Consider the following 26,042-nt stretch of genomic DNA (forward strand, 5'->3'; position numbering starts at 1 on the left):
GAAATTGGGTCCCTGCCTTCGCAGGGACGACATGTGTGCTGCGAACAGCGTCAATACGAAGGGGACGAATGACCGCCCTGCCCGGCACATCCGCCAAGGATGCACCGCGCATAAGCTTTTGGGAAGTTTCCCGGCAGCTTTTATGGCTGGGACGTGGCGCCGGCGAGACGTTCGACGATGCCGCTGGAGCCATGGGCCGCGCGGCGCAGGCGGTCATTGACGCCGAGCCAGGCATCGTCCTGCGGCGGCGCTTCGACGAGGATCAGGCTCGCGCCCGTCTCGTCCATGCTGCGCAGGGCCGCGTACAGGCCGTGGGCATAGCCGGCCGGGTCGAACGGCAGCTGCGTGGCCGCGTGCACGACCGGCACCGCGCCGTAATGGATGACGGCGACGCGGTGGCCGGAAGCGTGCAGGCGCTGCACTGCGTGTGCGAGTTCGATCCCATCCAGCAGCGCCACCGGCGTGCGCGGCGCGTAATGCGATTCGAGCGTGCCGGACGCGCGCGGCGCCGCCACGTCGGGCTGCGCCGGCAGGCGTCCGATCACGTCCGCGATCTGCCCGGCCGAGACGTGGCCCGGGCGCAGCAGCACGGGGCCGTGCGTGGCCAGGCGCGAGAGGTCGACGATCGTCGATTCGATGCCGACCTCGCTCTGGCCGCCTTCCAGCACGGCGGCCAGCAAGGGCTCGTCGCCGAACTCGGCGCGCACGTGGGCGGCGGTGGTCGGGCTGACGTGGCCGAACTTGTTGGCGGACGGCGCCGCCAGGCCGCCCTGCCCGCCCTTGAACGCCTGCAGCAGGCGCAGCGCGACGGGATGCGACGGGCAGCGGATGCCGACCGTGTCCTGGCCGCCGGAGACGGCGTCCGGAATCTGCGGCGCGCGCTTGAGGATCATCGTCAGCGGGCCGGGCCAGAAGGCGGCGGCCAGCAGGCGCGCTTCCTCGGGGATGTCCGTGGTCCAATGGTCGAGCGCGGCGGCGGACGCCACGTGCACGATCACCGGATGGTCCTGCGGACGGCCCTTGGCCGTGTAAATGGCGGCGACGGCCGCCGGATTCTCGGCATCGGCGCCGAGGCCGTACACGGTCTCGGTGGGGAAAGCGACCAGCGCACCCGCTTCGAGCGCTCGTGCCGCCGCGCCGATGTCGGCCTGGCCGGCTTCCTGCGCAAACACCATGCTCACACCTCGATGCCCAGGATGGCGCAAGCGGCTTCGAAGCTGGCCTGGGCCTGCGCCAGCGTGGGCGCGACGAAGGTCACGTGGCCCATCTTGCGGCCGCGGCGCGGGTCGGTCTTGCCGTACAGGTGCAAGTTGGCGCCGGGCAGCGCCAGCACCTCGTCCCAGGCCGGCTCGCGCGCGACGTTGCCGTCGCCTTCGAACCAGACGTCGCCCAGGATGTTGAGCATGACGGCCGGCGAATGCTGGCGCACGTCGCCCAACGGCAGCCGCGCCATCGCGCGCACCTGCTGGGCGAACTGGCTCGTGACGCAGGCGTCGATCGTGTAGTGGCCGCTGTTGTGCGGACGCGGGGCCATCTCGTTGACGACCAGCGAACCGTCCTGCAGCACGAAGAATTCGATGCACAGCACGCCGACGTAGCCCAGTTCGGCGACGATGGCGCGCGCCGCTTCCTGGGCCTTGACCGCGCGTTCCTCGGATACGTTCGGTCCCGGCACGGTGGTGGTGAACAGGATGCCGTCGCGGTGCACGTTTTCCGCGATCGGGTAGACGACGGATTCGCCGTCCGCGCCGCGCGCCGTCAGCACCGACACCTCATACGCCAGCGGCAGCATCTTCTCGAGCAGGCAGGTGACGCCGCCCATCGAGGCGAAGGCGGCGCGCACGTCGTCGCGCGACTGCACGCGCACCTGGCCCTTGCCGTCGTAGCCCATGCGCACGGTCTTCAGGATGCCCGGCAGCAGGTCGTCGCCGATGGCGTCGATGTCCGCTTCCGAAGCGATCGTCTTGTGCGGCGCCGGCAGCACGCCCGACTTGGGCGCGCACGACACGAAGAAGGCCTTTTCCGCGATGCGGTCCTGGGCGACCGAGACGCCGTGGGCGCCAGGCGCCACGAACACGCGTTCGGCCAGGCGCGACAGGCTCGCGGCCGGCACGTTCTCGAATTCGGTGGTCACGGCCACGCATTGGGCCGCCAGCGCATCGAGGCCGGCCGCGTCCTCGTAGCCCGCCTCGACGAGGCGCTCGGCGACCTGCCCGGCCGGGCAATCGCCGGACGGCTCCAGCACGGCCACGCGGTAGCCCATGGACTGCGCCGCGTGCGCGAACATGCGGCCCAGCTGGCCGCCGCCCATCACGCCGAGCCAGGCCGGCTCGGCAGCTGCCGGCAGCGCCGGGGTCAGGGTCGTGCCGCTCATCGCTTTTCGTTCACCGGCAGGACCATGGCCTTGGCGGCCGCCGTCTGTTGCGCGCGGAACGCTTCCAGCTTGCCGGCCAGCGCATCGTCGACGGTGGCGATGATGGCGATCGCCGTCAGCGCGGCGTTCGCGGCGCCCGCCTCGCCGATGGCGAAGGTCGAGACCGGCACGCCCTTCGGCATCTGCACGATCGACAGCAGCGAATCCTCGCCGCGCAGGTATTTCGACGGCACGGGCACGCCCAGCACCGGCACGACGGTCTTGGCCGCCACCATGCCCGGCAGGTGGGCGGCGCCGCCGGCCCCGGCGATGATGGCGCGCAGGCCGCGGCTACGCGCGGTTTCCGCATACGCGAACATCTCGTCCGGCATGCGGTGCGCCGAGATCACCTGCGCCTCGAACGGCACGCCGAACTGTTCGAGCATGGCGCAGGCGTGCTGCATCACGTCCCAGTCCGAGGACGAACCCATGATCACGCCGACCAGCGGCTTGTTCTGCTCCGCCATCGCTTATACCTTCAGCTTCTCGCCGGTCAGGCGTTCGATGGCTTCGAAGTACTTGGCCTGGGTCTTTTCGATGACTTCCGGCGGCAGCGCCGGCGCCGGCGGGGCCTTGTTCCAGTCCTTCAGCGTTTCCAGGTAGTCGCGCACGAACTGCTTGTCGAACGACGGCGGCGACATGTCCGGCGCGTACGAGTCGGCCGGCCAGAAGCGCGAGGAATCGGCGGTCAGGACTTCGTCCATCAGGTGCAGCACGCCGTTCTCGTCCAGGCCGAATTCGAACTTGGTATCGGCGATGATGATGCCGCGGGTAGCCGCGTAGTCGGCGGCGGCCGTGTACAGCTGGATGCTCACGTCGCGGATCTTGTTCGCGAGTTCCGCACCGATGCGCTGTTCCATCTCGGCGAAGCTGATGTTCTCGTCGTGCTCGCCCAGGTCGGCCTTGGCGGCCGGGGTGAACAGCGGCTGCGGCAGCTTGTCGGCCTGGCGCAGGCCGGCCGGCAGTTCGATGCCGCAGATGGACCCGGTGGCCTGGTAATCCTTCCAGCCCGAACCGATGATGTAACCGCGCACGACCGCCTCGACGAGGATCGGCTTGAGGCGCTTGGCCACGACGGCGCGGCCCTTCACCTGCTCCACTTCCTCCGGGGCGACCACGGATTCCGGCGCCACGCCGGTCAGGTGGTTCGGCACGATATGGCCGAGCTTCTCGAACCAGAAATCGCTCATCTGGTTCAGCACCATGCCCTTGCCGGGGATCGGCTCGTTCATCACGACGTCGAAGGCCGACAGGCGGTCGGTGGTGACGATCAGGATCTTGTCGTCGCCGACGGCATAGTTGTCGCGGACCTTGCCGTGGCCGAGCAGCGGCAGGGAGGAAATAGTGGACTGGTAAAGGCTTTTCATAGAGGGGGTGTCTTGATAAAGCGAAACCGGCGTTGGGTGCCGGTGGACGGGGCGGAACGATGATTTGATCCGTGCCAAAGCGATATTTTACGTCATTCCATACCGCTACCGTCAAAACAACGTGGGGTATGTAGGGTGGGCACCATGTGCCCACCAGATGCATGCGTCATGGCGACGCATGGTGGGCACGTGGTGCCCACCCTACATGTCGGCCCGTTCGGCTGTTATTGAACGATCTGCGCCAGCTCGCCCTTCTTGTAGCGCTCGGCCATCTTGTCCAGCGGGATCGGCTTGATCTTGGCCGCCATGCCTTCGCAGCCGAAGGCCAGGTAGCGCGCCTTGCAGACTTCCGTCGCCGCTTCGCGGGCCGGCTTCAGGTAGTCGCGCGGGTCGAACTTGGACGGGTTCTCGAACAGGTACTTGCGCACCGCGGCCGTCATCGCCAGGCGGATGTCGGTGTCGATGTTGATCTTGCGGACGCCGTGCTTGATGCCTTCCTGGATCTCCTCGACGGGCACGCCGTAGGTTTCCTTCATGTCGCCGCCGAATTCGCGGATGATGGCCAGCAGTTCCTGCGGCACCGACGAGGAACCGTGCATCACCAGGTGGGTGTTCGGGATGCGCGCGTGGATTTCCTTGATGCGGTCGATGGCCAGGATGTCGCCGGTCGGCTTGCGCGTGAATTTATAGGCGCCGTGCGAGGTGCCGATGGCGATGGCCAGCGCGTCGCACTGGGTTTTCGCGACGAAGTCGGCAGCCTGGGCCACGTCGGTCAGCAGCTCTTCGCGGGTCATGGTGCGGTCCGCGCCGTGGCCGTCTTCCTTGTCGCCCTTCATCGTCTCCAGCGAACCGAGCACGCCCAGTTCGGCTTCGACGGTCACGCCGATCGAGTGCGCGAATTTCACGACTTCCTTCGACACTTCGACGTTGTATTCGTACGAAGCGACCGACTTGCCGTCCGCTTCCAGCGAGCCGTCCATCATCACCGAGGTGAAGCCCGAGCGGATCGCGGCCATGCAGACGGCCGGCGACTGGCCGTGGTCCTGGTGCATGACGACCGGGATGTGCGGATAGGCCTCGACGGCGGCATCGATCAGGTGGCGCAGGAAGGCTTCGCCGGCATACTTGCGGGCGCCGGCCGAGGCCTGCATGATCACCGGGCTGCCGGTGGCGTCGGCCGCGGCCATGATGGCCTGGACCTGTTCCAGGTTGTTGACGTTGAACGCCGGCAGGCCGTAGCCGAATTCGGCGGCGTGGTCCAGCAGTTGACGCATTGATACGAGTGCCATGGTTTAAGCTCCATACAATAAAGAAAACGGTGCGAAAGCAATGCTCACCGTCGCCCCTGCGAAGGCAGGGGCCCAATTTGCCGGCGTTACGGCTGCGCTCGCAAAATTGGGTCCCTGCCTTCGCAGGGACGACGTTGTTTGAGTACTACTTTTACGGGAGCCAATCAAACCTGCTGCGCTCACATCCTGGCACCTTCAGCCAGGATGCATGCGGTGCTCGCTACGGTTTGTTCAAGCTCCCGTTTGATCCAGATCGCCGACACGGACGATCTTCAGTGCATTGGTACCGCCGGCCTGGCCCATCGGGGAACCCCAGGTCACGACGATCAGGTCGCCCTTGCGTACGACGCCTTCGCGCATCAGCAGTTCCTCGGCCTTGCGCAGCACGGCGTGGCTGCCGCCTTCCTGCAGCAGGTGGAAAGCCTGCACGTTACGATACAGCGATGCCTTGCGCTGCGTCGTCTGGGACGGGGTCAGCGCGTAGATCGGGGTGTCGATCGAGTGGCGGCTCATCCACAGTGCGGTCGAGCCCGACTCGGTCAGCGCCACGATCGCCTTCACGCGCAGGTGGTGCGCCGTGAACAGCGTGCCGTAGGCGATCGACTGGTCGATGCGGGTGAACTGCACGTTCAGGAAGTCCGCTTCCAGCTTGTTGTACTCGGAACGCTCGGCTTCCACGCAGATCGCCGACATCATCTCGACGGTCTCGACCGGATACTTGCCCGAAGCGGTCTCGGCCGAGGTCATCACGGCGTCGGTGCCGTCCAGCACGGCGTTGGCCACGTCCGAGACTTCGGCGCGGGTCGGCACGGCGTTGACGATCATCGACTCCATCATCTGGGTCGCGGTAATGGCCAGCTTGTTCGATTCGCGCGCCATGCGGATCATGCGCTTCTGCAGTGCCGGCACGGCCGCATTGCCCACCTCGACGGCCAGGTCGCCGCGGGCGACCATGATGCCGTCCGACGCGTCCAGGATTTCCTGCAGCACGGGAATCGCCTCGGCACGCTCGATCTTGGCGATCATCATCGGCTTGTGGCCGAACGGCTCGCCCGCGATATTGGCCAGCTGGCGCGCCATTTCCATGTCGGTCGCGCTCTTCGGGAACGAGATCGCCAGGTAATCGCACTGGAAGCTGACCGCGGTGCGGATGTCTTCCATGTCCTTCGAGGTCAGCGCCGGCGCGGTCAGGCCGCCGCCCTGGCGGTTGATGCCCTTGTTGTTCGACAGCTCGCCGCCGACCTTGACGACGGTATAGATCTCATGGCCCACGACACGGTCGACGACCAGCACGATCAGGCCGTCGTTCAGTAGCAGGCGGTCGCCCGGCTTGACGTCGCGCGGCAAGGCCTTGTAGTCCAGGCCGACGCGTTCCTGGTTGCCCAGCTCGCCGTTATCGCCCCATTTCGCATCCAGGATGAACTGGTCGCCATTGTTCAGGAAGATCTTGCCTTCCTCGAACTTGCCGACGCGGATCTTCGGCCCCTGCATGTCGGCCATGATGGCGACTTCGCGGCCGCACTCGGCGGCGGCACGGCGCACGAGGGCGGCGCGGTCGATATGGTCCTGGGCCTTGCCGTGCGAGAAGTTCAAGCGCACGACGTCGACGCCGGCACGAATCATGCGGACGAGGGTGTCGAAATCCTGGGAAGCAGGGCCGATGGTGGCGACGATCTTGGTACCACGAGACATTGATCTATCCTTGAAAGAAAAGCGCAGCCCGAAGCTGCGCCGATACCGTTTATATTATTTTGCAGCACTGCGCTGCAGCAGGATCTCCACTGCCGGCAGCGTCTTCCCTTCGAGGAACTCGAGGAAGGCGCCACCGCCGGTCGAGATATAGCCGATCTGGTCGGCAATTTGGTATTTGGCGATCGCAGCCAGGGTGTCTCCTCCACCTGCAATCGAGAATCCTTTGGAGCGCGCAATGGCGTGTGCCAGCGTCTTGGTGCCCTCGGCGAACTGGTCGAACTCGAACACGCCGACGGGGCCGTTCCACACGATGGTGCCGGCCTGGCCGATCTGCTCGGCCAGATGGGCGGCCGTCTTCGGGCCGATGTCCAGGATCATGTCGTCGTCCGCCACGTCCTTGACGTCCTTGACCGTCGCGGCGGCCGTCGGCGCGAATTCCTTGGCGCACACGACGTCGACGGGAATCGGCACCTGCGCGCCGCGCGCGGCCATCTTGTCGATGATGGCCTTGGCTTCGTTCACCAGGTCGGCCTCGGCCAGCGACTTGCCGATGTTCAGGCCCACGGCCTTCATGAAGGTATTGGCGATGCCGCCGCCGACGATCAGGTTGTCGACCTTGTCGGCCAGGCTCTGCAGGATCGACAGCTTGGTCGACACCTTGGAGCCGGCGACGATGGCCAGCAGCGGACGCTGGGGCGCGCCCAGCGCCTTGCCCAGCGCGTCGAGCTCTGCCGCCAGCAGCGGACCGGCCGCCACCACCGGCGCGAACTTCGCGATGCCGTGGGTGGTCGCCTCGGCGCGGTGGGCGGTGCCGAACGCGTCGTTCACGTAGACGTCGCACAGCTTGGCCATCTTCTGGGCCAGGCCATCGTCGTTCTTCTTTTCACCCTTGTTGACGCGGCAGTTTTCCAGCAGCACGACCTGGCCCGGAGCGACGTCGACGCCATCGACCCAGTCCTGTTTCAGTTCGACCGCCTGGCCCAGCAGCTCGGACAGGCGCTTGGCGACGGGCGCCAGGCTGTCTTCCGGCTTGAACTCGCCTTCGGTCGGACGGCCCAGGTGCGACGTGACCATCACGGCCGCACCGGCATCAAGCGCGGCGCGGATCGCGGGAACCGAAGCGCGCACGCGCGTGTCTTCGGTAATGTTACCGGCGTCGTCCTGCGGAACGTTCAGGTCGGCGCGAATGAAGACGCGCTTGCCTTTCAGCGCGCCTTGGTCGATCAGGTCTTGCAAGCGGGTGAAATTGAGAACGGCCATTGTCAGCAGTCTTGTCTGGTGAAAAAACGCTATTCTACTCTAGCTAACGTTGCCAAAAATATGAGAGATGCGCAAGAGTGTGAACACGAGCATGCCGAACACGATCGTCTGCAGCATGCTACGGCGCCACAGGTAATACAGGAGCGATGCGACGCCGGCCAGCAGTTTCGGATTCGCCAGCGTCAGTTCCGCTTCGCCATGCGTACCGAGTACCAGGTCGGGGCCGACGATGGCCGCCAGCGCGCAGGCCGGCGCATAGCGCAGCATCTCCTGCACGCGCGGGGGGATATTGACGCGGTGGCCGACCAGCCAGAACACGCTGCGGGTGCACGCCGTCGCCGCGCACAGCACGGGGATCACGAGCCAGATTTCCCACTCAGCCATGGCCTGCCCTCTTGCGCAGGATGTTTTCCTCGACCGCCATCGCGGTCACCATGCCGACCAGCACGGCCAGCAGCAGCCCCAGCTTGTACGGCAGGCCGCAGGCCAGCACGGCGACGATGCCGGACACCACCACCCCGCACAGCGCGGCACTGTTCACCGTCAGGGGCACCATCACGCACAGGATCGCCAGCGTGCCGGCAAAGCCGAGCTGCCATTCGCTCGGCACGGCGCTGCCCAGGAAGATGCCGGCCAGCGAACCGATCTGCCACGACACCCAGTTCGGCACCATCAGGCCCTTGAGGAAGGACAGCTTGCCCGGCGCCGGCGTCGGGTTCGGGTAACGCTGCAGGTACAGGGCGATCGAAATGTCGCCGGAGATATAGCCGAGATAAAAGCGCTGGAACCAGGGCAAGTGCGAGAAATGGGGGCCGAGCAGGACGGAAAAGATCACGAAGCGCAGGTTCACGACGAGGGCCGTCGCGAAGATCACCCACAGCGGCGCGCCGGCGACGATCAGCGGCAGCGAGGCCAGCTGGGCCGAGCCGGCGAACACGGTCAGCGTCATGACGGTGGCCTGCCAGACCGTCAGGCCGCCCTTGACCATGGCGACGCCGATGACGAGGCCCCAGGCGCCGATGCCGAACAGCGTCGGCAGGCCGGTCTGGAAGCCGTCGCGCCAGGCGACGGGGTCGTGGCGGTCGAATGCCGCGATGTCGAGCTTGCCTGCGTCCGGATGCGCCGAATTCATGTCGCATTCCTGCAACAAAAGCAATGATCCAGCGCGGCAAGCAAGAGGCGATCGGGCATACAACGTTGTGATAGTTCGCGTGAATTTCTAAATAGAAACTCTACTCGACAGTAATCGGCTCGCTATTCTACCGAAGGCCGCCGCCAATGAGGTTGAATCCGTTAAAATCATGGCCTTGTTGATTTTTATTACTCATGGAGTTGTCGATGAACGAGAAGACCATCCCCGTGGTGGAACTGCAAGCCAAGGATTTGCCGGCCTATTGCCCGAACCCGGCCATGCCGCTGTGGTCGTCCCACCCGCGCGTCTTCCTGGATTTCGATCACCACGGCCATGCCAAGTGCCCGTACTGCGGCACCCAGTACCAGCTGGCGGCAGGCGTATCGGTCGGCCACCACTGATCCAGCTCCCCGCCGCCTGCCGGCCTTTACTGTAGCGCCATGAAGGAATACCGGGCGCCATGGTGGCTGCCGGGCGGCCACCTGCAGACGATCTATCCGGCGACCTGCATCGCCAAGCCGCCGGTCGCGTTCCGGCGCGAGCGCTGGGACACGCCCTGCGGCCAGGATTTCATCGACGTCGACCATGTCGACGGCGAGGACGGCAGCCCCTGCGTGCTGCTGTTCCATGGCCTCGAAGGTTCTTCGGACAGCCATTACGCACGCTCGCTCATGGCGGCCGTCCAGGCGCGCGGCTGGCACGGCGTCATCCCGCATTTCCGCGGCTGCTCGGGCGAGGCGAACCTGGCCCCGCGCTTCTACCATTCCGGCGACGCCGAGGAGCTCGACTGGATCATCCGCCGCCTGCGGCCGCGCTATCCGGGTCCGTTCTACGCGGCCGGCGTCTCGCTGGGCGGCAATGTCCTGCTGCGCTGGCTGGGCGAGCAGCGGCACGGCGCGGCCATCGTCGATGCCGCCGTGGCCGTCTCCGCCCCGCTCGACCTGGCCGCCGGCGGCGCCGCGCTGTCCACCGGCTTCAACCGCTTGTACACGTGCATGTTCCTGGAAACCCTGAAGCCCAAGGCGCTGGCCAAGCTGGAGCGCTATCCCGGCCTGTTCGACCGCGACCGGCTGATGGCTGCGCACGACCTGTACAGCTTCGACAATGTCGTCACCGCGCCGCTGCACGGCTACCGCGACACCGACGACTACTGGCACCGCGCCAGCGCCAGGCACGTCCTGCCCGACATCACGGTGCCCACGCTGGTGCTGAACGCCCGCAACGATCCCTTCCTGCCGGGCCGCCACCTGCCGACCGCGGCGTCGCGCGCCGTGACGCTGGAGTATCCGGAACAAGGCGGCCACGTCGGCTTTTCCACTGGACCATTTCCCGGCCGCTTAGACTGGCTGGCAACACGCATCCTGCATTTCTTCGACACGCTGGCGGGGTCGCCGATGCGCGCGCCGGTGCCGGCGAAGGTATGCCAAGCTTGATCCCATGGACGACATCGTAATACAGGCAATGGCCAAGTGGCCGAACGTGCCGCACTGTTACGGCTGGCTGGCCCTCGACGCACGCGGCGCCTGGCGCATGCGCGACGAAGCGGCCCAGCAAGCCGGCAGTCCAGGCGACAAGCTCACCAACGAGGCGCTGGTCGGCTTTATCAACCGCAACTACCTGCACGACGAACGCGGCTGCTGGTATTTCCAGAACGGCCCGCAACGGGTCTACGTGAACCTGGAGGCGACGCCCTTCATCGCGCGCACCGACCCGGCCCAGGGCTTCCTGCTGCAGACAGGCCAGGCCATGCCCGCGCCGGAAGAAGTGTTCATCACCGAAACGGGCGCGATCGTGCTGCGCACGGGAGACATCACCGCCCAGGTCGACGACCGCGACGTGGCGACCCTCCTGCATGCGCTGGAACGCGACGGCAAGACGGTGGGCGACGAGGAATTGCTGGCCTGGCTGGAAGGCGGCGACGGGGAACTGGCGCTGCGCTGGAAGGGCGGGCTGGTGAACGTGCAGCGGATCCGGGCGGACGCGATGGCGCAGCGGTTCGGGTTCGTGCAAAGGCCGGATCGGCTGAACCCGCCGAAATAGCATTGTCCGCACCACGTAACGACAAACCACGTCGTCCCTGCGCAGGCAGGGACCCAAGCTCTGTTCGTGTTACGGCTGCGCCCGCAAATTGGGTCCCTGCCTGCGCAGGGACGACGGTGCTGATGACGTCGCGTTTATTACGTTTATTCCGCTATTCGTCTTTCTTGTCCTGCTTGTCCTGCTTCTGCTTTTCCTTCAACTCCCGCTCGCGCGCATCGATCACCGACTGGTCGTAGAACGACACGTCCTTCGCCTTGCGCGCCAGGTCGAGCTGGTCGACCGCCGCCGGCACCGCCCCCGTCAGCACGTAGGACTCGGCCAGCGCCATGTGCTGCAGCGCGATCTTGCCCTGGGCCGCATAGGTCTTGGCCAGCTTGTCGTACAGCTTGGGCTCCTCGCGGTACTGCTGCACCTGCTCGCGCAGGAAGGCGCCGGCCTGCTCCAGCTTGCCGGACGCGATCAGCGCATCGGCATACTGGCGCGCCGCCATGCGCGACAGCGGATAACGGTGGTAGACCTGTTCCGCTTCCTGGGCGGCCTGGGCCACCACCTCGGGCGGCTGGCCGGGCGCCATCTTGATGTCGATGTCGAGCTGGGCGAACATCGCCTCGCCGTTCGGCCCGGGACGCTCCGCCGACAGCACGCCGGGCTTCGGCTTCGTCGAGGCGCGGGCCTTGTCGAGCCAGGACTGGGCCGCCTTCAGGTCGCCCTGCCTGAGCGATAGAAAGGCCATGCCGTACATGCCGGCCGTCTGGTGCTGGGTGTTCTGCTCGGCCATCTGGGCCTCGAACGTGGAACGCGCCTCGTCGCGCCCGTTCTGGCTCTCGTCCTGCAGCACGCGGGCGCGGGCGCGCACGAGGTGGAATTCGATGCTGTCGGGCTTGATGCGGCCCGGTTTCGGATTGTCGCGGATGCGCGCCTGGATGTCGGCGATGCGCTCGCCCGTCAGCGGGTGGCTGGACAGCCAGGCCGGCGCCTCGCCGTACAGCCGCGTCGTACTCTGCAGGCGCTTGAAGAAATTGACCATGCCGGTCGTGTCGTAGCCCGCCGTGCGCATCGTCTGGAAGCCGACCCGGTCGGCCTCGCGCTCGGCGTCGCGGCTGAAATTGAGCTGGCGCTGGATCGCCAGGCCCTGCCCGCCCATCGCCACGCCGATCGCCGCATCGGCCCCGCCGCCGGCCTTGCCGACCAGCGCCGCCAGCAGCAGCGCGGCGAGCGGCAGCAGCGCATCCTGCTTCTGCTGGCCGATCATGCGCGCGATGTGGCGCTGCTGCACGTGGCCGATCTCGTGCGACAGCACGGAGGCGAGCTCGGATTCGTTCTGGGCCGCGATCAGGAGCTGGGAGTGCACGCCGATGAAGCCGCCGGGCAGCGCGAACGCATTGATCATCGGATCGCGCACGGCGAAGAAGAAGAAATCCGCATTCGTCTCGCCGCGCGCGCCGGGCGCCGCCTGCACGAGGTTCTCGCCGAAGTTGTTCAAGAACTCGAGGGTCGGGTCGTCGTCGAGGTAGTCGCGGTCGCGCCGGATGTCGTTCATGATCTCCTCGCCGATCTTGCGCTCGAAGACCGGCGACAGGTCGGCGCGCGCCGTATCGCCCAGCGTCGGCAGGCTGTTGAGATCGGTGACGCCGCGCAGGACGGGGGTCGTCGGCGTGGGAGACGTGGCGGGCGCGGCCAGGGCGAAGCCGGCGGCGGCGGCCAGGCAGGCGGCCGTGGCCAGGCGCCGCCAGGATGGTGATTGCTGCAACATCGCTCGAATCGGGTTCGGTTTCACGGTGCTATGATACCCGCTTCCCGGCCGGTGTTACCGCCGGGCCAAACTTTGATACGACACTCCACTCACTACCATCTACACCATGACGACGCCCGCCTCCGACCATCTCACGCACTTCGACGCCGCCGGCCAGGCCCATATGGTGGATGTCGGCGCCAAGAACGAGACCCACCGCGTCGCCGTCGCCGCCGGCACCATCCGCATGAAGCCGGCAACCCTGGAACTGGTCAAGAGCGGCAGCGCCAAGAAGGGCGACGTCCTCGGCGTCGCCCGCATCGCCGCCATCATGGCCGCCAAGCGCACCAGCGACCTGATCCCCCTGTGCCACCCGCTGGCGCTGACCCGCGTCGCGGTCGACTTCGAGATCGACGACGCGAACGACAGCGTGCACTGCCGCGCCCAGGTCGAGCTGGTCGGCAAGACGGGCGTGGAGATGGAAGCGCTGACGGCCGTGCAGGTCGGCTTGCTGACCATTTACGACATGTGCAAGGCGGTGGATCGCGGGATGGTCATGACCAATGTGCGGGTGCTGGAAAAGCACGGCGGCAAGTCGGGGGACTGGACCGCCGCCGTCTAGACGCAGGTCAGGCGCCCGTCAATTCCTTCTCCAGGTATTTTTCCAGCCCCTCCAGCGACTTCCCCTTGGTCTCCGGCAGGCAGGTCGCGACGAAGATCAGCGATCCCACGTTGATGGCGGCGAACACAAAGAACGTGGCGCTGCCGAACTGGGCCATGGCGATGGGGAAGAGCAGCGCCACCAGGGCGTTGAAGATCCACTGGCAGGCGACGGCGGTGCCGGTCAGCACGCCGCGCAGGTGCATCGGGAACAGTTCCGACATCAAGAGCCAGTACACGGGCGCGATCAGCATCTGCATGAACAGCAGGAAGCACAGGATGCAGGCCAGCGCCGTGTAGCTTTTCGCCAGGCCATCGGGCATCTACAGCAGCACGGCGCCCAGCGCGGCCTGGGAGGCGACGACGAAGCCGAGGCCGGTCAGCAGCATCGGGCGGCGGCCGTGCTTGCCGATCAGCCAGATGCCGAAGAAGGTGGCGATCACGGCCACGACACCGTTGCCGATGGTGGCCGTCAGCGCCGCGTTCGTGCCGAGGCCCGTCGATTGCAGGATGATCGGCGTGAAGTACATGAAGGCGTTCACTCCCGTGAACTGGGCCGTGAAGCCCAGGCCGATGCCGATCCACAGCAGCTTGCGGATCCAGGGCGTGGCCAGCACGGCCGACCAGCCGGCCTGGTCGTGCTCGATTTCGTTCAGCCTGACCATGTCGGCCATTTCCTTGTCGATCTGCTTGTCGCTCGCGCGGATCTGTCCCAGCACGGCGCGCGCTTCCTCCATGCGGCCCTTGCTGGCCAGCCAGCGCGGCGACGCCGGCACGAACAGCATGCCCACGCCCAGCAGGACGGCCGGCACCGCGGCGATGCCGAGCATGTAACGCCACACGTGCGGGGAATCGGACAGGTAGGCCAGTAGCGCATTGAGGATGTAGGCGATCAATTGGCCGCTGACGATCATCAATTCGTTCTGGCTGACGAGGCGGGCACGGTGGCTGGGGCCGGCCATCTCGCCGATGAACACGGGCACCGTCGACGAGGCGCCGCCGACGGCCAGGCCCAGCACGAAGCGCATCGCGACCATGACGGCGACCGACGGGGGCCAGCGCCGTGCCCAGCACGCCGATCATGAACACGAGCGACAGGCCCAGCAGCGTCGTGCGGCGGCCATAGCGGTCGGACAGCGTGCCGGCCGTCAGCGAGCCGAACGCGGCGCCGAACACGAGGGCCGAGGTCACGATGCCTTCCGTGACGGGAGTAAGGCCGAGGCCGCCATTGGAGACGGGGGCGCTCATGAAGGGCAGCGCGCCCGAGATGACGCCGGTGTCGTAGCCGAAGGCGAGCGCGCCCATGGTGGCGGCGATCGCGACTTTGAAGACGAAGCGGTTTTCCTTGCTGTCGGGTGGCGCCGTCACGGCGGCCGACGTGGTAGTGGTAGACATCGATACGTATCCTTCTGGCTAGTGGACGGAACTGTCGCAAGACAGCGGGTCTCCTCCTCCTCGCCCCAGGAACACGTCTGGAACACGATTTATTACATATCTTGCAAATATTTTCGCTTTTCTTTCATGCAGGATACATCAAACACATTTGCACGAATGTTTGTAAGCGTACATAATTCACCATTCAACACGTTCAGCTGTGCCAGAAAAGTGGCACTACACTTGACTGCCTGTTCAGTTTTGCCACAGGTGAAGCCTTGCCCTGCCCTTGGACGCCCCTTCCAAAGTGGCATGGTTATTGCATGTTCCACATCGTCTGCATCGCTCGGGCCTTTCCAGTAAAGTTGCGTGTAGATGCATTCTTCATCAACTGCTTAAGGAGAACGATCATGAGCTGGGCCAAACCTGAATTCATCGACCTGCGTTTCGGTTTCGAAATCACGATGTACATCCTGAATCGCTGACATGCACGGTGTCGGCAACAATGACGCCGTGTCCGACACCGGCTGGCGCGCCCGATGAAGATTCTCGTCCTGGGCTCCGCCGCCGGTGGCGGCTTCCCGCAGTGGAATTGCAACTGTCGTAATTGCGCCGGGCTGCGCAACGGCACCATCCGCGCCACGGCGCGCACGCAATCGTCGATCGCCGTGTCGTCCAACGGGCAGGACTGGGTGCTGATCAATGCCTCGCCCGACATCCTGACCCAGATCCGCGCAACGCCCGCCCTGCAGCCGGGACGCGCCGTGCGCGATTCCGGCATCGCCGCCGTCATGCTGATGGATGCGCAGATCGACCATGTCACCGGCCTCCTGATGCTGCGCGAGGGGAAAACCTTGCCGCTCTATTGCACCGCGCCGGTCTGGCAAGAACTCGAAAACGGACTGCCGCTGGCCTCCGTCCTGTCCCATTACTGCGGCGTGCATTGGCACGCCTTGCCCATCGACGGCAGCACCGCGACGCAGGTGCCCGGCATCGACGGCATCCGCTTCACGCCGCTGGCCTTGCGCAGCAAGGCGCCACCCTATTCGAAGCACCGCGAGCGGCCCGAGCCGGGCGACAATATCGGCCTGCTGATCGAGGATATCGACAGCGGCCGCACCGTCTTCTATGCGCCGGGACTCGGCGCCATCGAGCCGCACGTGGAAGCGGCGATGCGGCGCGCCGACTGCGTGCTGGTCGACGGCACGCTGTGGACGGCGGACGAGATGATCGCGCAGGGCCTGTCGAAGAAAATGGCGGCCGACATGGGCCACCTGCCGCTGTCGGGCGACGGCGGCATGATCGAGGTGCTCGACCGCATCGGAGACCGGCGCAAGATCCTTATCCACATCAACAACACCAATCCGATCCTGGACAACGACTCGCCCGAACGCGCGCTGCTGGCGCGCCACGGCATCGAAGTCGCGTTCGACGGCATGGAGATCGTCCCATGACGCTTGCAGCACCCTGGAACCGCGAGGAATTCGAAGCGCAATTGCGCGCCCGCGGCGCCGGCTACCACATCCACCATCCGTTCAACGTCAGGATGAACGAGGGCCTGTTGCGGCCCGAACAGATTCGCGGCTGGGTCGCCAACCGTTTCTATTACCAGATCAACATTCCGCGCAAGGATGGCGCCATCATCGCCAATTGCCCGGACCGCGAGACGCGGCGCAAGTGGGTGCGCCGCATCCTCGACCACGACGGCATGGGCGAGGACGAAGGCGGCATCGAAGCCTGGGTGCGGCTCGGCGAGGCCGTCGGGCTCGACCGCGACGAACTCTGGTCGCAGCGCCACGTGGTGCCGGGCGTACGCTTCGCCGTCGATGCCTATGTGAATTTCGCGCGCCAGGTGCCGTGGCAGGAAGCCGTGTGTTCCTCGCTGACGGAAATGTTCGCGCCCAAGATCCACAAGGACCGCCTGGCCAACTGGCCCGTCCACTACGGCTGGATCGACCCTGCCGGCCTGCAGTATTTCCGCAGCCGCATCTCGCTGGCCGAACGCGACGTCGAACATGGGCTGCAGGTGACGCTGGACCATTTCACCACGCGCGCCCAGCAGGAGCGGGCACTCGAGATCCTGCAGTTCAAGCTCGACATCCTGTGGGCCATGCTCGACGCCATCGACAACGCCTATCCCTGACCGAAGATGCCATGATGACCGTCCCAGACAAACCCGCTCTTTCCCGCCTGTTCCGCATGCAGTGGGAAGAAGCGCAGAACAGCTACGTGCTGCTGTATCCCGAAGGCATGGTGAAGCTGAACCAGAGCGCGGCGGAGATCCTCAAGCGCTGCGACGGCCAGCATTCCGTGCCGGACATGGTCGCCGAGCTCGAACAGGCGTTCGACCAGCGCGGCCTGCAGGGCGACGTCGAGGAATTCCTGCGCGCGGCCGGCGAGCGCGGCTGGATTCGCTGAGCCCGCGGCCATGAATGCACCGCTGCCGCCGACCGCCGCTTCGACCGCCGCTCCGGCCATCGCGCCGCCGCTGTGGCTGCTGGCCGAGCTGACCTACCGCTGTCCGCTGCACTGCCCGTTCTGCTTCAACCCCGTCGGCTATGCGAACGAGCGCGCCGAGCTGGACACGGCACAATGGTTCGACGTGATGCGCCAGGCGCGCCAGCTCGGCGCCGCCCAGCTCGGTTTCTCGGGCGGCGAACCCCTGATGCGCGACGATCTCGAGGAGCTCATCGGCGAAGGGCGCCGGCTCGGCTTCTATACGAACCTGCTGACGTCCGGCATCGGCCTGACCGAAGCGCGCCTGGCACGCATGAAGGAACTGGGCCTCGACCACATCCAGCTGTCGTTCCAGGACTCGACCCGGGAGATGAACGACTTCCTGTCGAGCACGAAGACCTTCGACCTGAAATCGCGCGTCGCCCGCCTGATCAAGCAGTACGACTACCCGATGGTCCTGAACGTCGTGCTGCACCGCTTCAATCTCGATCACGTGGAGCGCATCATCGAGATGGCGCTCGACATGGGCGTGGAATACCTGGAGCTGGCCAATACGCAGTATTACGGCTGGGCGCTCGTCAACCGGGCCCAGCTGATGCCGACGCGCGAACAGCTGGCGCGCGCCGAGGCCACCGTGGCTGCATGCCGCGCGCGCATCGGCAACCGGATGCGCATCCTGTTCGTGGTGCCCGACTATTTCGAGGAGCGTCCCAAGGCCTGCATGAACGGCTGGGGCTCCGTCTTCCTGGGCATTGCGCCGGACGGCACCGCCCTACCCTGCCATGCGGCACGTTCGCTGCCGGGCATCGCCTTCCTCAATGTGCGCGACACGAGCTTGCGGGACATCTGGTATGCCAGCGGCGCATTCAACCGCTTCCGTGGCGACGCGTGGATGAAGCCGCCCTGCCGCGACTGCAGCGAGAAAGCGCGGGACTTCGGCGGTTGCCGCTGCCAGGCCTATGCGATGACGGGGGACGCGGAGAATGCCGATCCTGTCTGCGCCAAATCGCCCAGCCACGGCGACGTGCACGCCATCGTGCTGCATGCGCAACGCGCGCAAGCCTTGCCTCAGGACGTACAGCCGATCCTGTTCCGTACCGATGCCAACTCGCGCAAGCTGGGCACGCGCTAGCTCTTGCCGTTGCCCGTCCAGCCCGCCGTCCATGCCCGTCCCATCAGGCCGAGCGCCTGCTGGTGCGCGTCGGCGAAACGCACCATCGATTGCTGCTGCACCGACATCGCATTCCTGGCCAGCGCCTCCGCGCAGGCGTTCGATGCGGCCATGAAGGCACGCATCGTCTGTTCCTGGATGATGCTTGCCGAGCTCAGCACCAGTTGCTGGACGCTGGCCTGCATGGCGTCCCGGTACAGGGAGGCGACGCCGGACCAGGTATCGACCCACTGGGCCGGAACGGGTGCAAGGGAAAGGATTGCTTCCGGTTTCATGCTCGTCATGATGACTCCTGATGGGTAACGGTGGATACCGCGCATCGAGCTTACTTCCGGATCCGGCACGCACATTGATCGTACCGGACCGTGTGCCGCGTCAGGCGTAAGGATTACATGAGGAATGTAACTTAATGACACGATGCATCGCTAGTGCTTTGCTGCCGCATGGGCAATATTGTCAAAGTAACGTGGAAAAAATACGCCAGTACAGACAATTTATTTCACATATTCTCCGATAATTTCCTCGGATCAATTAACATTTCTCCAGAAACCAAATACTTTGCCGACTGCGCCGAATCAACGCCTGTCCGGCCCCATCCATTCCGGAGAAATGACATGTTTCAGCAAATGAAGGTCGGCACGCGGCTGATCCTGGGTTTTCTTGCCATTGCCCTGCTCGGCACCATCGTGGCCGCCATCGGCATCGTCAGCATGGACCAGATGAACGATCGCGCCAAGCGCCTGTACCAGAACGAGTTGCTCGGCCTTTCCTATACCAAGGAAGCGAATATCGATCTCATCTACATCGGGCGCGCCTTGCGCGGCGTGATGCTGGCATCCAGCGACGAGCAGCGCCAGAAGACGATTGCGAATCTCGACAAGTACAGGCAGATGATGCGCGAGAACCTGGACCGCGCCCGCCCCCTGTTCTCCACCGACGACGGCAAGCGTACCTTCGCCGAGCTCGATGCCCAGCTGAGCGGTCATGACAAGGACATCGCCGAGCTCCTCAAGCTGGCCAAGGACGACGCCCTGCAGCAGCAGCGCGCCTCGATCGACTACCTGTTCGGCACCTTCATGCCCCGTTCCCAGGTGGTCGACGACAAGATGACGGAGCTTGCCAAGCGCAAGGAAAAGCTGGCCAGCGATACCAACGACGCCAACTTCGCCTCCTACCGCGCCAGCCGCACGATGATGATGATGCTGGTCGTGTGCAGCGCGCTGTCCGGCATCGCGCTGGGCGTGCTGATCACGCGCAGCCTGACGCGCCAGCTCGGCGGCGAACCGGCGTATGCGGCCGACGTTGCCGGCCGTATCGCTTCGGGCGACCTGGTCAGCGACGTGCAGCTGCGCGCCGGCGACACGTCGAGCCTGCTGTTCGCGATGAAGAGCATGCGCGACCGCCTCGCCACCATCGTCACCGAAGTACGCGCAGGCACCGATGCGATCGCGTCGGCATCGAGCCAGATCGCCAGCGGCAATATGGACCTGTCCTCGCGCACCGAAGAGCAGGCCGGCTCGCTGGAAGAAACGGCGTCGTCGATGGAAGAACTGACGTCGACCGTCAAGCAGAACGCCGACAATGCGCGCCAGGCCAACACGCTGGCGATGACGGCCTCGAGCGTGGCAACCCAGGGCGGCGCCGTCGTCGCGCAGGTCGTCGAGACCATGGGCTCGATCGACGCCTCGTCGAAGAAGATCGTGGACATCATTTCCGTCATCGACGGCATCGCCTTCCAGACCAATATCCTGGCGCTGAACGCCGCCGTCGAGGCGGCAAGGGCAGGCGAACAGGGCCGCGGCTTCGCCGTCGTCGCGGGCGAGGTGCGCACGCTGGCGCACCGTTCCGCCACCGCCGCCAAGGAGATCAAGGAACTCATCGGCGACTCGGTCGAGAANAAGGGCAGGCGAACAGGGCCGCGGCTTCGCCGTCGTCGCGGGCGAGGTGCGCACGCTGGCGCACCGTTCCGCCACCGCCGCCAAGGAGATCAAGGAACTCATCGGCGACTCGGTCGAGAAGGTCGGCGCCGGCAGCAGGCTCGTGGGCGAGGCCGGCAGCACGATGCAGGAAGTGGTCGACAGCATCCAGCGCGTGGCCGACATCATGGCCGAGATCACGGCGGCAAGCGGCGAGCAGACCACCGGCATCGAGCAGATCAACGAAGCCGTCAGCCAGATGGACCACGTCACGCAGCAGAACGCGGGCCTGGTCGAGGAAGCGGCGGCGGCATCGGAATCGCTGCAGGCGCAGGCCGGCAAGCTGTCGGAACTGGTCAGCGTGTTCCGCGTCGCGGCGCACCAGGCCGCACCGGCGTCCGCGTCCGCATCCTCGGCTGCGGCGGCACGCGCACCTGCGCCCGCCGCGAAGAAGCCGGCCCAGGCCGCGCTGGCGGCGCCATCGGTCGCGGCGCGCACCGTGCGTCCGGCGAAAGCCGTCAAGACCGCCAAGGCCGCCAAGGCCACCGCACCGGCCGAAGGGGACTGGGAAGAGTTCTGATCCTGGCCGGGCCGATCCGGCGCATGGTAAATTGCTGCCTTTGTTTTGCACGAGGACAGCATGAAAGTACGTACGCTGGCACTGGCCGCCTTCCTGGCGGCCACGATGGCATCGACGGTCGCGGTGGCCGCGCCGCGCGGTTTCACGGTCGAGGACATGGTCGCGATGGACCGCGTCGGCACGCCGGTGGTCTCGCCGGACGGCAGCCGCATCGTCTATACGGTGCGCGGCACCGACGTGGCCAAGAACAAGGGCCACACCGACCTGTACCTGGTCGACCTGAAGGCGGCCAGGCCGACGCCGCAGCGCCTGACCTCCCATGCCGCCAGCAGCACCGACCCGGAATGGTCGGGCAAGGGCGACGCCATCTATTTCCTGTCCACGCGTTCGGGCTCGTCGCAGGTGTGGCGCCTGCCCCTGAAGGGCGACAAGGCGGGCGAGCCGGTCCGCGTGACCGACCTGCCCCTCGACGTCGACAACTTCCGCGTCTCGCCCACGGGTGACCGCATCGCCCTGAGCATGGCCGTGTTCCGCGACTGCGCCGACCTCGCCTGCACCAAGTCGCGCATGGACGCGAAGGCCAAGGACAAGGCCACGGGCATGGTCTACGACCGCCTGTTCGTGCGCCACTGGGACACCTGGGCCGACGGCCGCAACGCCGTGCTGTATTCGCTGCCGCTGGACGCGTCGGGCAAGGCCGCCGGCACGCCCGTCAGCCTGTCCGGCACGCTGGACGGCGACGTGCCCTCGAAGCCGTTCGGCGACCGCGAGGAATACCGCTTCAGCCCGGACGGCAAGACGATCGTGTTCTCGGTGCGCATCGCCGGCAAGACCGAGGCGTGGTCGACCAACTTCGACCTGTACACGGTGCCGGCTGCGGGCGGCCAGGCGCCGCGCAACCTCACCGCCGACAATCCGGCCTGGGATGCCAAGGGCGTGTTCTCGCCGGACGGCCGCACCCTCGCCTACTTGGCCATGGCCCGTCCCGGCTTCGAGGCCGACCGCTACCAGGTGATGCTGATGGACGTGGCCAGCGGCGCCAAGCGCAAGCTGGCCGCCGACTGGGACCGCTCGGCCGGCGGCCTGCAGTGGAGCGCGGACGGCAAGTCGCTCGTCGTCGATGCGGAAGACGTGGGCCAGCACCGCCTGTTCTCGATCGACGCCGCGTCCGGCAAGGTCACCGCATTGACGGGCAAGGGCGCCATCGGCGGCTACGACCTGCGCGGCGGCACGCTCGCCTACACGCAGGCGAACCTGTCCTCCGGCGCCCAGCTGTATGCCGTCAAGGCGGGCAGCGTGAACCCCGTCCAGCTGACCACGCTGAACAAGGAACGCCTGGCCGACGTGCGCTGGGGCGAGTCCGAGCAGTTCTCGTTCAAGGGCGCGAACGGCGACACCGTCTACGGCCATGTGATGAAGCCGTGGAACTATGAACCGGGCAAGCAGTACCCGATCGCCTTCCTCGTCCACGGCGGCCCGCAAGGCAGCTTCGGCAACGGCTGGAGCTACCGCTGGAATCCGCAGACCTATGCCGGCGCCGGTTATGCTGCCGTATTCATCGACTTCCACGGCTCGACCGGCTACGGCCAGAAGTTCACCGACGCCATCAGCGGCGACTGGGGCGGCAAGCCGCTCGAAGACCTGCAGAAGGGCCTGGCCGCGGCGGTGGCCAAGTACCCGTGGCTGGACCGCTCGCGCGCCTGCGCGCTGGGCGCTTCCTACGGCGGCTACATGATGAACTGGATCCAGGGGAACTGGCCGGACGGCTTCAAGTGCATCGTCAACCACGACGGCGTGTTCGACACCCGCGGCATGGCCTTCTCGACCGAGGAACAGTGGTTCACCGATTGGGAGAGCGGCGGCTCCTACTTCACCGTCCCGCAGAACCACGAGAAGTTCAATCCGGTGCTGTTCGTGAACAACTGGAAGACGCCGATGCTCGTCGTGCAGGGCGACCTCGACTTCCGCATCCCGACCGCGCAAGGCCTGTCGGCGTTCACGGCGCTGCAGCGCAAGGGCATCGAGAGCAAGCTGCTGGTCTTCCCGGACGAGAACCACTGGGTGCTGAAGCCGGCCAACTCGCTGCTGTGGCACCACACGGTCATCAACTGGCTGGACCAGCACTTGAAGCAGTAAGTTACTGCTCAGTGGTCCGTCGTCCCTGCGCAGGCAGGGACCCAATTTTTCCGCGCCGTCGAGATGCGTAATGTACTTGGGTCCCTGCCTGCGCAGGGACGACGGACGGTCCCGCTTGTATTAACGGGACCATATTATTGCCAGCAATAAAATATTTCCTCATTTATACTGTCGGTATCTCATCAATTGACAGTAACAATGAGGATGAACGACGCGCCGGCGGAGCGCGAATTCCTACCGCAAACCTTCGAATTCGAATCGATGAACCTGCAGGTCGGCGTGCGCCTGCAACTGCTGACGCACCGGCGCCTGAAACCTGTCCAGCATTTCTCCACCCTCATCGGCTGGCTGAAGGACGAGTACCTGATCGTCAAGATCCCGCTCGAGAAGAATGCGCCGATCGCCCTGACGGAAGGCGAACGCGTCACCATCCGCGTGTTCTCCGGCGTGAACGTGTGTTCGTTCGCCTGTACCGTCGAGCGCGTCTTCGGCCGCCCGCTGTTCTATGCCCACCTCTCCTTCCCGCGCGCGATCCAAGGCACGAGCCTGCGCACGGCGATGCGGGTGCGCGTCGACATCGCGGCGCAATTGAATGCCGATTGGGCCGGCGTGCAGGACTGCCTGCTGACGAACCTGAGCGTGAACGGCGCGCGGGTGGAAACGCGCGAGGCCTTGCCGCGCGAGAGCGGCGAACTGGAGCTGGCGTTCAAGCTGGTATCGCCGGCGAACGAGCAGGACGTGCCGATCCGGACGCGCGCGGCGATCCGCAACGTGAACGTGCTGGACGGGGGGACGGAACAGTCGGCGGGATTCGCGTACGGGGTGCAGTTCGTGGACCTGGATCCGGTGCACTTTACGCTGCTGCAGAATCTGACGTACGAGGTGGTGCTGGCGGATCGGCAGCGGATTGTGTAGGCGTAAAAAAACCCGGCCGAGGCCGGGTTCGTTAATGCATTTGACTGATTAACCGTTGCCACCGGTGCCAGCGCCGGCGCCGGCGCCAGTGCCAGTGCCAGTGCCAGTGCCAGTGGCGACAATCGGGTTCGCTTCAGTGCAACCGGTAGCGCCGATAATAGTGGTGCCCTCAGTCGAGACGTCCTGATGGCAAGTCCACACGCCGTCGGTGCTGCGGTTCCAGCTGACGTGTTTGCCGCTCACAGCCGACGGACCGCCGGTGATGGTGCACGTGATGCCTTCCGAGCTGACAGCCAGCGTGCTGCAATTGTTGCTCGATGCCTGCAGGCCAAGATCGGTCAGGCTCGGCGTGCTGTTGGTTTCGTTCATCTTCGTGTCGAAGCCAACTTTACCTGCCGAGATTTCAGCCAGTGCAGCAGCAAACTTCGACTTAGCCACATAGTTCTGGTACTGCGGAATCGCCACAGCAGCCAGGATGCCGATGATCGCGACGACGATCATCAGTTCGATCAGGGTGAAGCCGCCTTCGGCCTTCTTGTTGATGTGCGGTGCTTTCATGGTATCTCTCCAGTTTGGGTGATGCGTTAAAGGTTGTACTGCGTATCCGGTTACTGCTTGCTTCTGCTCTTCTATATGCAAGCGGTATGCCAGCTAGTTTCCAGGCAGAATTTTTAGTGTTCAATAACAAAAATCGGACAAAAGAGACCGTTTGGCGCTTGCCAGTGACAATTTTTGTCACCCTGCATGCGCAAAATTTGTCGGCCTGCCGGAATCCGTCGCTACGCAGCCAAAAATTGTCACCTCAGTCCGCCACCCGTGCCAGCCGCAACAACAAGAAGAACGCTACGGCGCCCGGGAAGCGCCCAGCCGGCGAAACGTCTTCTGCGTTAACGTAAAAACGTCGTCCCCGCGCAGGCGGGGATCCAAGTTCTGCCTGCGTCATCGAGACGCTTGCAAAAATTGGATCCCCGCCTGCGCGGGGACGACGTGTCGTTGCTGCTTGTAGCCGGTCCGCAGACCGCGGATTACAGCATGGCCTTCAGCAGGCGCGCCATTTCCGACGGGTTCTTGGTGACCTTGATGCCGCAGGCTTCCATGATTTCCAGCTTGGCTTGCGCGGTGTCGGCGCCGCCCGAGATCAGCGCGCCGGCGTGGCCCATGCGCTTGCCCGGAGGAGCGGTGACACCGGCGATGAAGCCGACGACCGGCTTCTTCATGTTGTCCTTGATCCAGTAAGCAGCGTTGGCCTCGTCCGGGCCGCCGATCTCGCCGATCATGATGACGGCGTCGGTATCCGGATCGTCGTTGAACATCTTCATCACGTCGATGTGCTTCAGGCCGTTGATCGGGTCGCCGCCGATGCCGACTGCCGACGACTGGCCCAGGCCCAGCGCGGTCAGCTGGCCGACCGCTTCATAGGTCAGGGTGCCCGAGCGCGACACGACGCCGATACGGCCCTTCTTGTGGATGTGGCCCGGCATGATGCCGATCTTGATTTCGTCCGGGGTGATCAGGCCCGGGCAGTTCGGGCCCAGCAGCAGGGTCTTCGAACCGGCCTTGGCCATGCGATCCTTGACTTCCATCATGTCGCGGACGGGGATGCCTTCGGTGATGCAGATTGCCAGGTCCAGCTCGGCTTCCACGGCTTCCCAGATGGCGGCGGCGGCGCCTGCCGGCGGGACGTAGATGACCGACACGTTGGCGCCGGTTTCGGCCTTGGCTTCCTTGACGTTCGCGAAGATGGGGATGCCTTCGAAGTCTTCACCGGCTTTCTTCGGGTTCACGCCGGCGACGAACGCCTCGCGGCCGTTCGCGTAGTCGCGGCACATGCGGGTGTGGAACTGGCCGGTCTTGCCGGTGATACCTTGGGTGATGACTTTGGTGTCTTTGTTGATCAGAATCGACATT

Annotated in this window: 24 protein-coding genes and 5 pseudogenes; 14 read left to right on the plus strand and 15 right to left on the minus strand. The window is 65.5% G+C overall.

The annotated features are described in order from the left end of the window. Positions 1-140 precede the first annotated feature (140 nt). The 9 genes from QPK32_RS19785 to QPK32_RS19825 form a co-directional block, all read right to left on the minus strand. A complete protein-coding gene (locus QPK32_RS19785; protein ID WP_290414515.1) occupies positions 141-1,175 on the minus strand; it encodes an L-threonylcarbamoyladenylate synthase in 1,035 nt (344 codons plus the stop codon). Positions 1,176-1,177: 2 nt separating this feature from the next. After that, on the minus strand, positions 1,178-2,374 hold the full coding sequence (locus QPK32_RS19790) for a 5-(carboxyamino)imidazole ribonucleotide synthase (protein WP_290414516.1): 1,197 nt from the start codon (positions 2,372-2,374) through the stop codon (positions 1,178-1,180). Next, positions 2,371-2,880, minus strand: coding sequence for a 5-(carboxyamino)imidazole ribonucleotide mutase (gene purE / locus QPK32_RS19795; RefSeq protein WP_290414517.1), 510 nt, complete (start codon positions 2,878-2,880; stop codon positions 2,371-2,373). Before purE ends, QPK32_RS19790 begins: the two co-directional genes overlap by 4 nt. 3 nt (positions 2,881-2,883) lie before the next feature. Then, complete coding sequence (locus QPK32_RS19800; protein ID WP_290414518.1) at positions 2,884-3,780, minus strand: phosphoribosylaminoimidazolesuccinocarboxamide synthase; 897 nt, start codon at positions 3,778-3,780, stop codon at positions 2,884-2,886. 224 nt (positions 3,781-4,004) lie between these two features. Next, complete coding sequence (gene fba / locus QPK32_RS19805; protein ID WP_290414519.1) at positions 4,005-5,069, minus strand: class II fructose-bisphosphate aldolase; 1,065 nt, start codon at positions 5,067-5,069, stop codon at positions 4,005-4,007. Between the two features lie 231 nt (positions 5,070-5,300). Continuing rightward, complete coding sequence (pyk, locus tag QPK32_RS19810; protein ID WP_290414520.1) at positions 5,301-6,761, minus strand: pyruvate kinase; 1,461 nt, start codon at positions 6,759-6,761, stop codon at positions 5,301-5,303. Between the two features lie 54 nt (positions 6,762-6,815). Continuing rightward, complete coding sequence (locus QPK32_RS19815) at positions 6,816-8,021, minus strand: phosphoglycerate kinase (protein WP_290414521.1); 1,206 nt, start codon at positions 8,019-8,021, stop codon at positions 6,816-6,818. Positions 8,022-8,060: 39 nt separating this feature from the next. Next, positions 8,061-8,405, minus strand: a complete 345-nt coding sequence (locus QPK32_RS19820) for an AzlD domain-containing protein (protein ID WP_290414522.1) — start codon at positions 8,403-8,405, stop codon at positions 8,061-8,063. Then, entirely contained in the window at positions 8,398-9,153 is a 756-nt protein-coding gene (locus QPK32_RS19825) for an AzlC family ABC transporter permease (protein WP_290414523.1), read from the minus strand. Before QPK32_RS19825 ends, QPK32_RS19820 begins: the two co-directional genes overlap by 8 nt. A 206-nt stretch (positions 9,154-9,359) precedes the next feature. Here QPK32_RS19825 and QPK32_RS19830 point away from each other — a divergent pair, with 206 nt between their 5' ends. From QPK32_RS19830 to QPK32_RS19840, 3 genes are read left to right on the plus strand one after another with little or no spacing between them, the layout of a single operon-like run. Beyond that, on the plus strand, positions 9,360-9,554 hold the full coding sequence (locus tag QPK32_RS19830; protein WP_290414524.1) for a zinc-finger domain-containing protein: 195 nt from the start codon (positions 9,360-9,362) through the stop codon (positions 9,552-9,554). Between the two features lie 39 nt (positions 9,555-9,593). Then, on the plus strand, positions 9,594-10,586 hold the full coding sequence (locus QPK32_RS19835; protein WP_290414525.1) for a YheT family hydrolase: 993 nt from the start codon (positions 9,594-9,596) through the stop codon (positions 10,584-10,586). A 4-nt stretch (positions 10,587-10,590) separates the two neighbouring features. Then, entirely contained in the window at positions 10,591-11,193 is a 603-nt protein-coding gene (locus QPK32_RS19840) for a DUF2946 family protein (protein ID WP_290414526.1), read from the plus strand. A gap of 151 nt (positions 11,194-11,344) precedes the next feature. Here QPK32_RS19840 and QPK32_RS19845 read toward each other — a convergent pair whose 3' ends face one another. Continuing rightward, complete coding sequence (locus QPK32_RS19845; protein WP_290414527.1) at positions 11,345-12,946, minus strand: M48 family metalloprotease; 1,602 nt, start codon at positions 12,944-12,946, stop codon at positions 11,345-11,347. A gap of 106 nt (positions 12,947-13,052) precedes the next feature. Here QPK32_RS19845 and moaC point away from each other — a divergent pair, with 106 nt between their 5' ends. After that, a complete protein-coding gene (moaC, locus tag QPK32_RS19850; protein WP_290414528.1) occupies positions 13,053-13,547 on the plus strand; it encodes a cyclic pyranopterin monophosphate synthase MoaC in 495 nt (164 codons plus the stop codon). 7 nt (positions 13,548-13,554) lie between these two features. Here moaC and QPK32_RS19855 read toward each other — a convergent pair. After that, positions 13,555-14,622: pseudogene (locus QPK32_RS19855) on the minus strand (sugar porter family MFS transporter). Between the two features lie 73 nt (positions 14,623-14,695). Continuing rightward, a pseudogene (locus QPK32_RS19860) lies at positions 14,696-14,980 on the minus strand (MFS transporter); the annotation flags it as partial. 302 nt (positions 14,981-15,282) lie between these two features. On the opposite strand from QPK32_RS19860, the gene pqqA reads away from it, so the two are divergent. Genes pqqA through pqqE form a run of 5 tightly spaced genes read left to right on the plus strand, consistent with a single transcriptional unit; the run spans position 15,283 to position 18,548 of the window. Beyond that, the gene (pqqA, locus tag QPK32_RS19865) at positions 15,283-15,444 is read left to right on the plus strand and encodes a pyrroloquinoline quinone precursor peptide PqqA (protein ID WP_290414529.1); all 162 of its coding nucleotides are present in this window, start codon (positions 15,283-15,285) and stop codon (positions 15,442-15,444) included. 54 nt (positions 15,445-15,498) lie between these two features. Continuing rightward, positions 15,499-16,413 carry a pyrroloquinoline quinone biosynthesis protein PqqB gene (gene pqqB, locus QPK32_RS19870; RefSeq protein ID WP_290414530.1) on the plus strand — a complete coding sequence of 305 codons (915 nt, stop codon included), beginning with the start codon at positions 15,499-15,501 and terminating at the stop codon, positions 16,411-16,413. Next, on the plus strand, positions 16,410-17,102 hold the full coding sequence (gene pqqC, locus QPK32_RS19875) for a pyrroloquinoline-quinone synthase PqqC (protein ID WP_290414531.1): 693 nt from the start codon (positions 16,410-16,412) through the stop codon (positions 17,100-17,102). The genes pqqB and pqqC overlap by 4 nt, the downstream gene beginning before the upstream one ends. Before the next feature lie 14 nt (positions 17,103-17,116). Further along, positions 17,117-17,377 carry a pyrroloquinoline quinone biosynthesis peptide chaperone PqqD gene (pqqD, locus tag QPK32_RS19880; protein ID WP_374046771.1) on the plus strand — a complete coding sequence of 87 codons (261 nt, stop codon included), beginning with the start codon at positions 17,117-17,119 and terminating at the stop codon, positions 17,375-17,377. A gap of 10 nt (positions 17,378-17,387) precedes the next feature. Then, positions 17,388-18,548, plus strand: coding sequence for a pyrroloquinoline quinone biosynthesis protein PqqE (gene pqqE / locus QPK32_RS19885; protein ID WP_290414533.1), 1,161 nt, complete (start codon positions 17,388-17,390; stop codon positions 18,546-18,548). Here the strand turns inward: pqqE and QPK32_RS19890 are convergent. Then, entirely contained in the window at positions 18,545-18,871 is a 327-nt protein-coding gene (locus QPK32_RS19890; protein ID WP_290414534.1) for a hypothetical protein, read from the minus strand. The genes pqqE and QPK32_RS19890 overlap by 4 nt on opposite strands. A gap of 342 nt (positions 18,872-19,213) precedes the next feature. Here QPK32_RS19890 and QPK32_RS26730 point away from each other — a divergent pair. The 5 genes and pseudogenes from QPK32_RS26730 to QPK32_RS19910 form a co-directional block, all read left to right on the plus strand. Beyond that, positions 19,214-19,702: pseudogene (locus QPK32_RS26730) on the plus strand (MCP four helix bundle domain-containing protein); the annotation flags it as partial. A gap of 360 nt (positions 19,703-20,062) precedes the next feature. Then, a pseudogene (locus tag QPK32_RS26735) lies at positions 20,063-20,429 on the plus strand (methyl-accepting chemotaxis protein); the annotation flags it as partial. A 57-nt stretch (positions 20,430-20,486) separates the two neighbouring features. After that, positions 20,487-21,083 (plus strand): annotated as a pseudogene (locus tag QPK32_RS19900) (methyl-accepting chemotaxis protein); the annotation flags it as partial. 60 nt (positions 21,084-21,143) lie between these two features. Continuing rightward, a complete protein-coding gene (locus QPK32_RS19905; RefSeq protein ID WP_290414535.1) occupies positions 21,144-23,219 on the plus strand; it encodes a S9 family peptidase in 2,076 nt (691 codons plus the stop codon). A 198-nt stretch (positions 23,220-23,417) separates the two neighbouring features. Further along, positions 23,418-24,134: a flagellar brake protein gene (locus tag QPK32_RS19910; protein ID WP_290414536.1), complete on the plus strand. Its 717-nt coding sequence runs from the start codon at positions 23,418-23,420 to the stop codon at positions 24,132-24,134. Positions 24,135-24,182: 48 nt separating this feature from the next. Here the strand turns inward: QPK32_RS19910 and QPK32_RS19915 are convergent, their stop codons facing one another. After that, entirely contained in the window at positions 24,183-24,692 is a 510-nt protein-coding gene (locus tag QPK32_RS19915) for a pilin (RefSeq protein WP_290414537.1), read from the minus strand. A gap of 467 nt (positions 24,693-25,159) precedes the next feature. Further along, positions 25,160-26,041, minus strand: coding sequence for a succinate--CoA ligase subunit alpha (gene sucD / locus QPK32_RS19920; protein ID WP_290414538.1), 882 nt, complete (start codon positions 26,039-26,041; stop codon positions 25,160-25,162). Position 26,042: the final 1 nt, after the last annotated feature.

Source organism: Massilia sp. YIM B02763 (assembly GCF_030412015.1).
Taxonomy (GTDB): domain Bacteria; phylum Pseudomonadota; class Gammaproteobacteria; order Burkholderiales; family Burkholderiaceae_D; genus Telluria.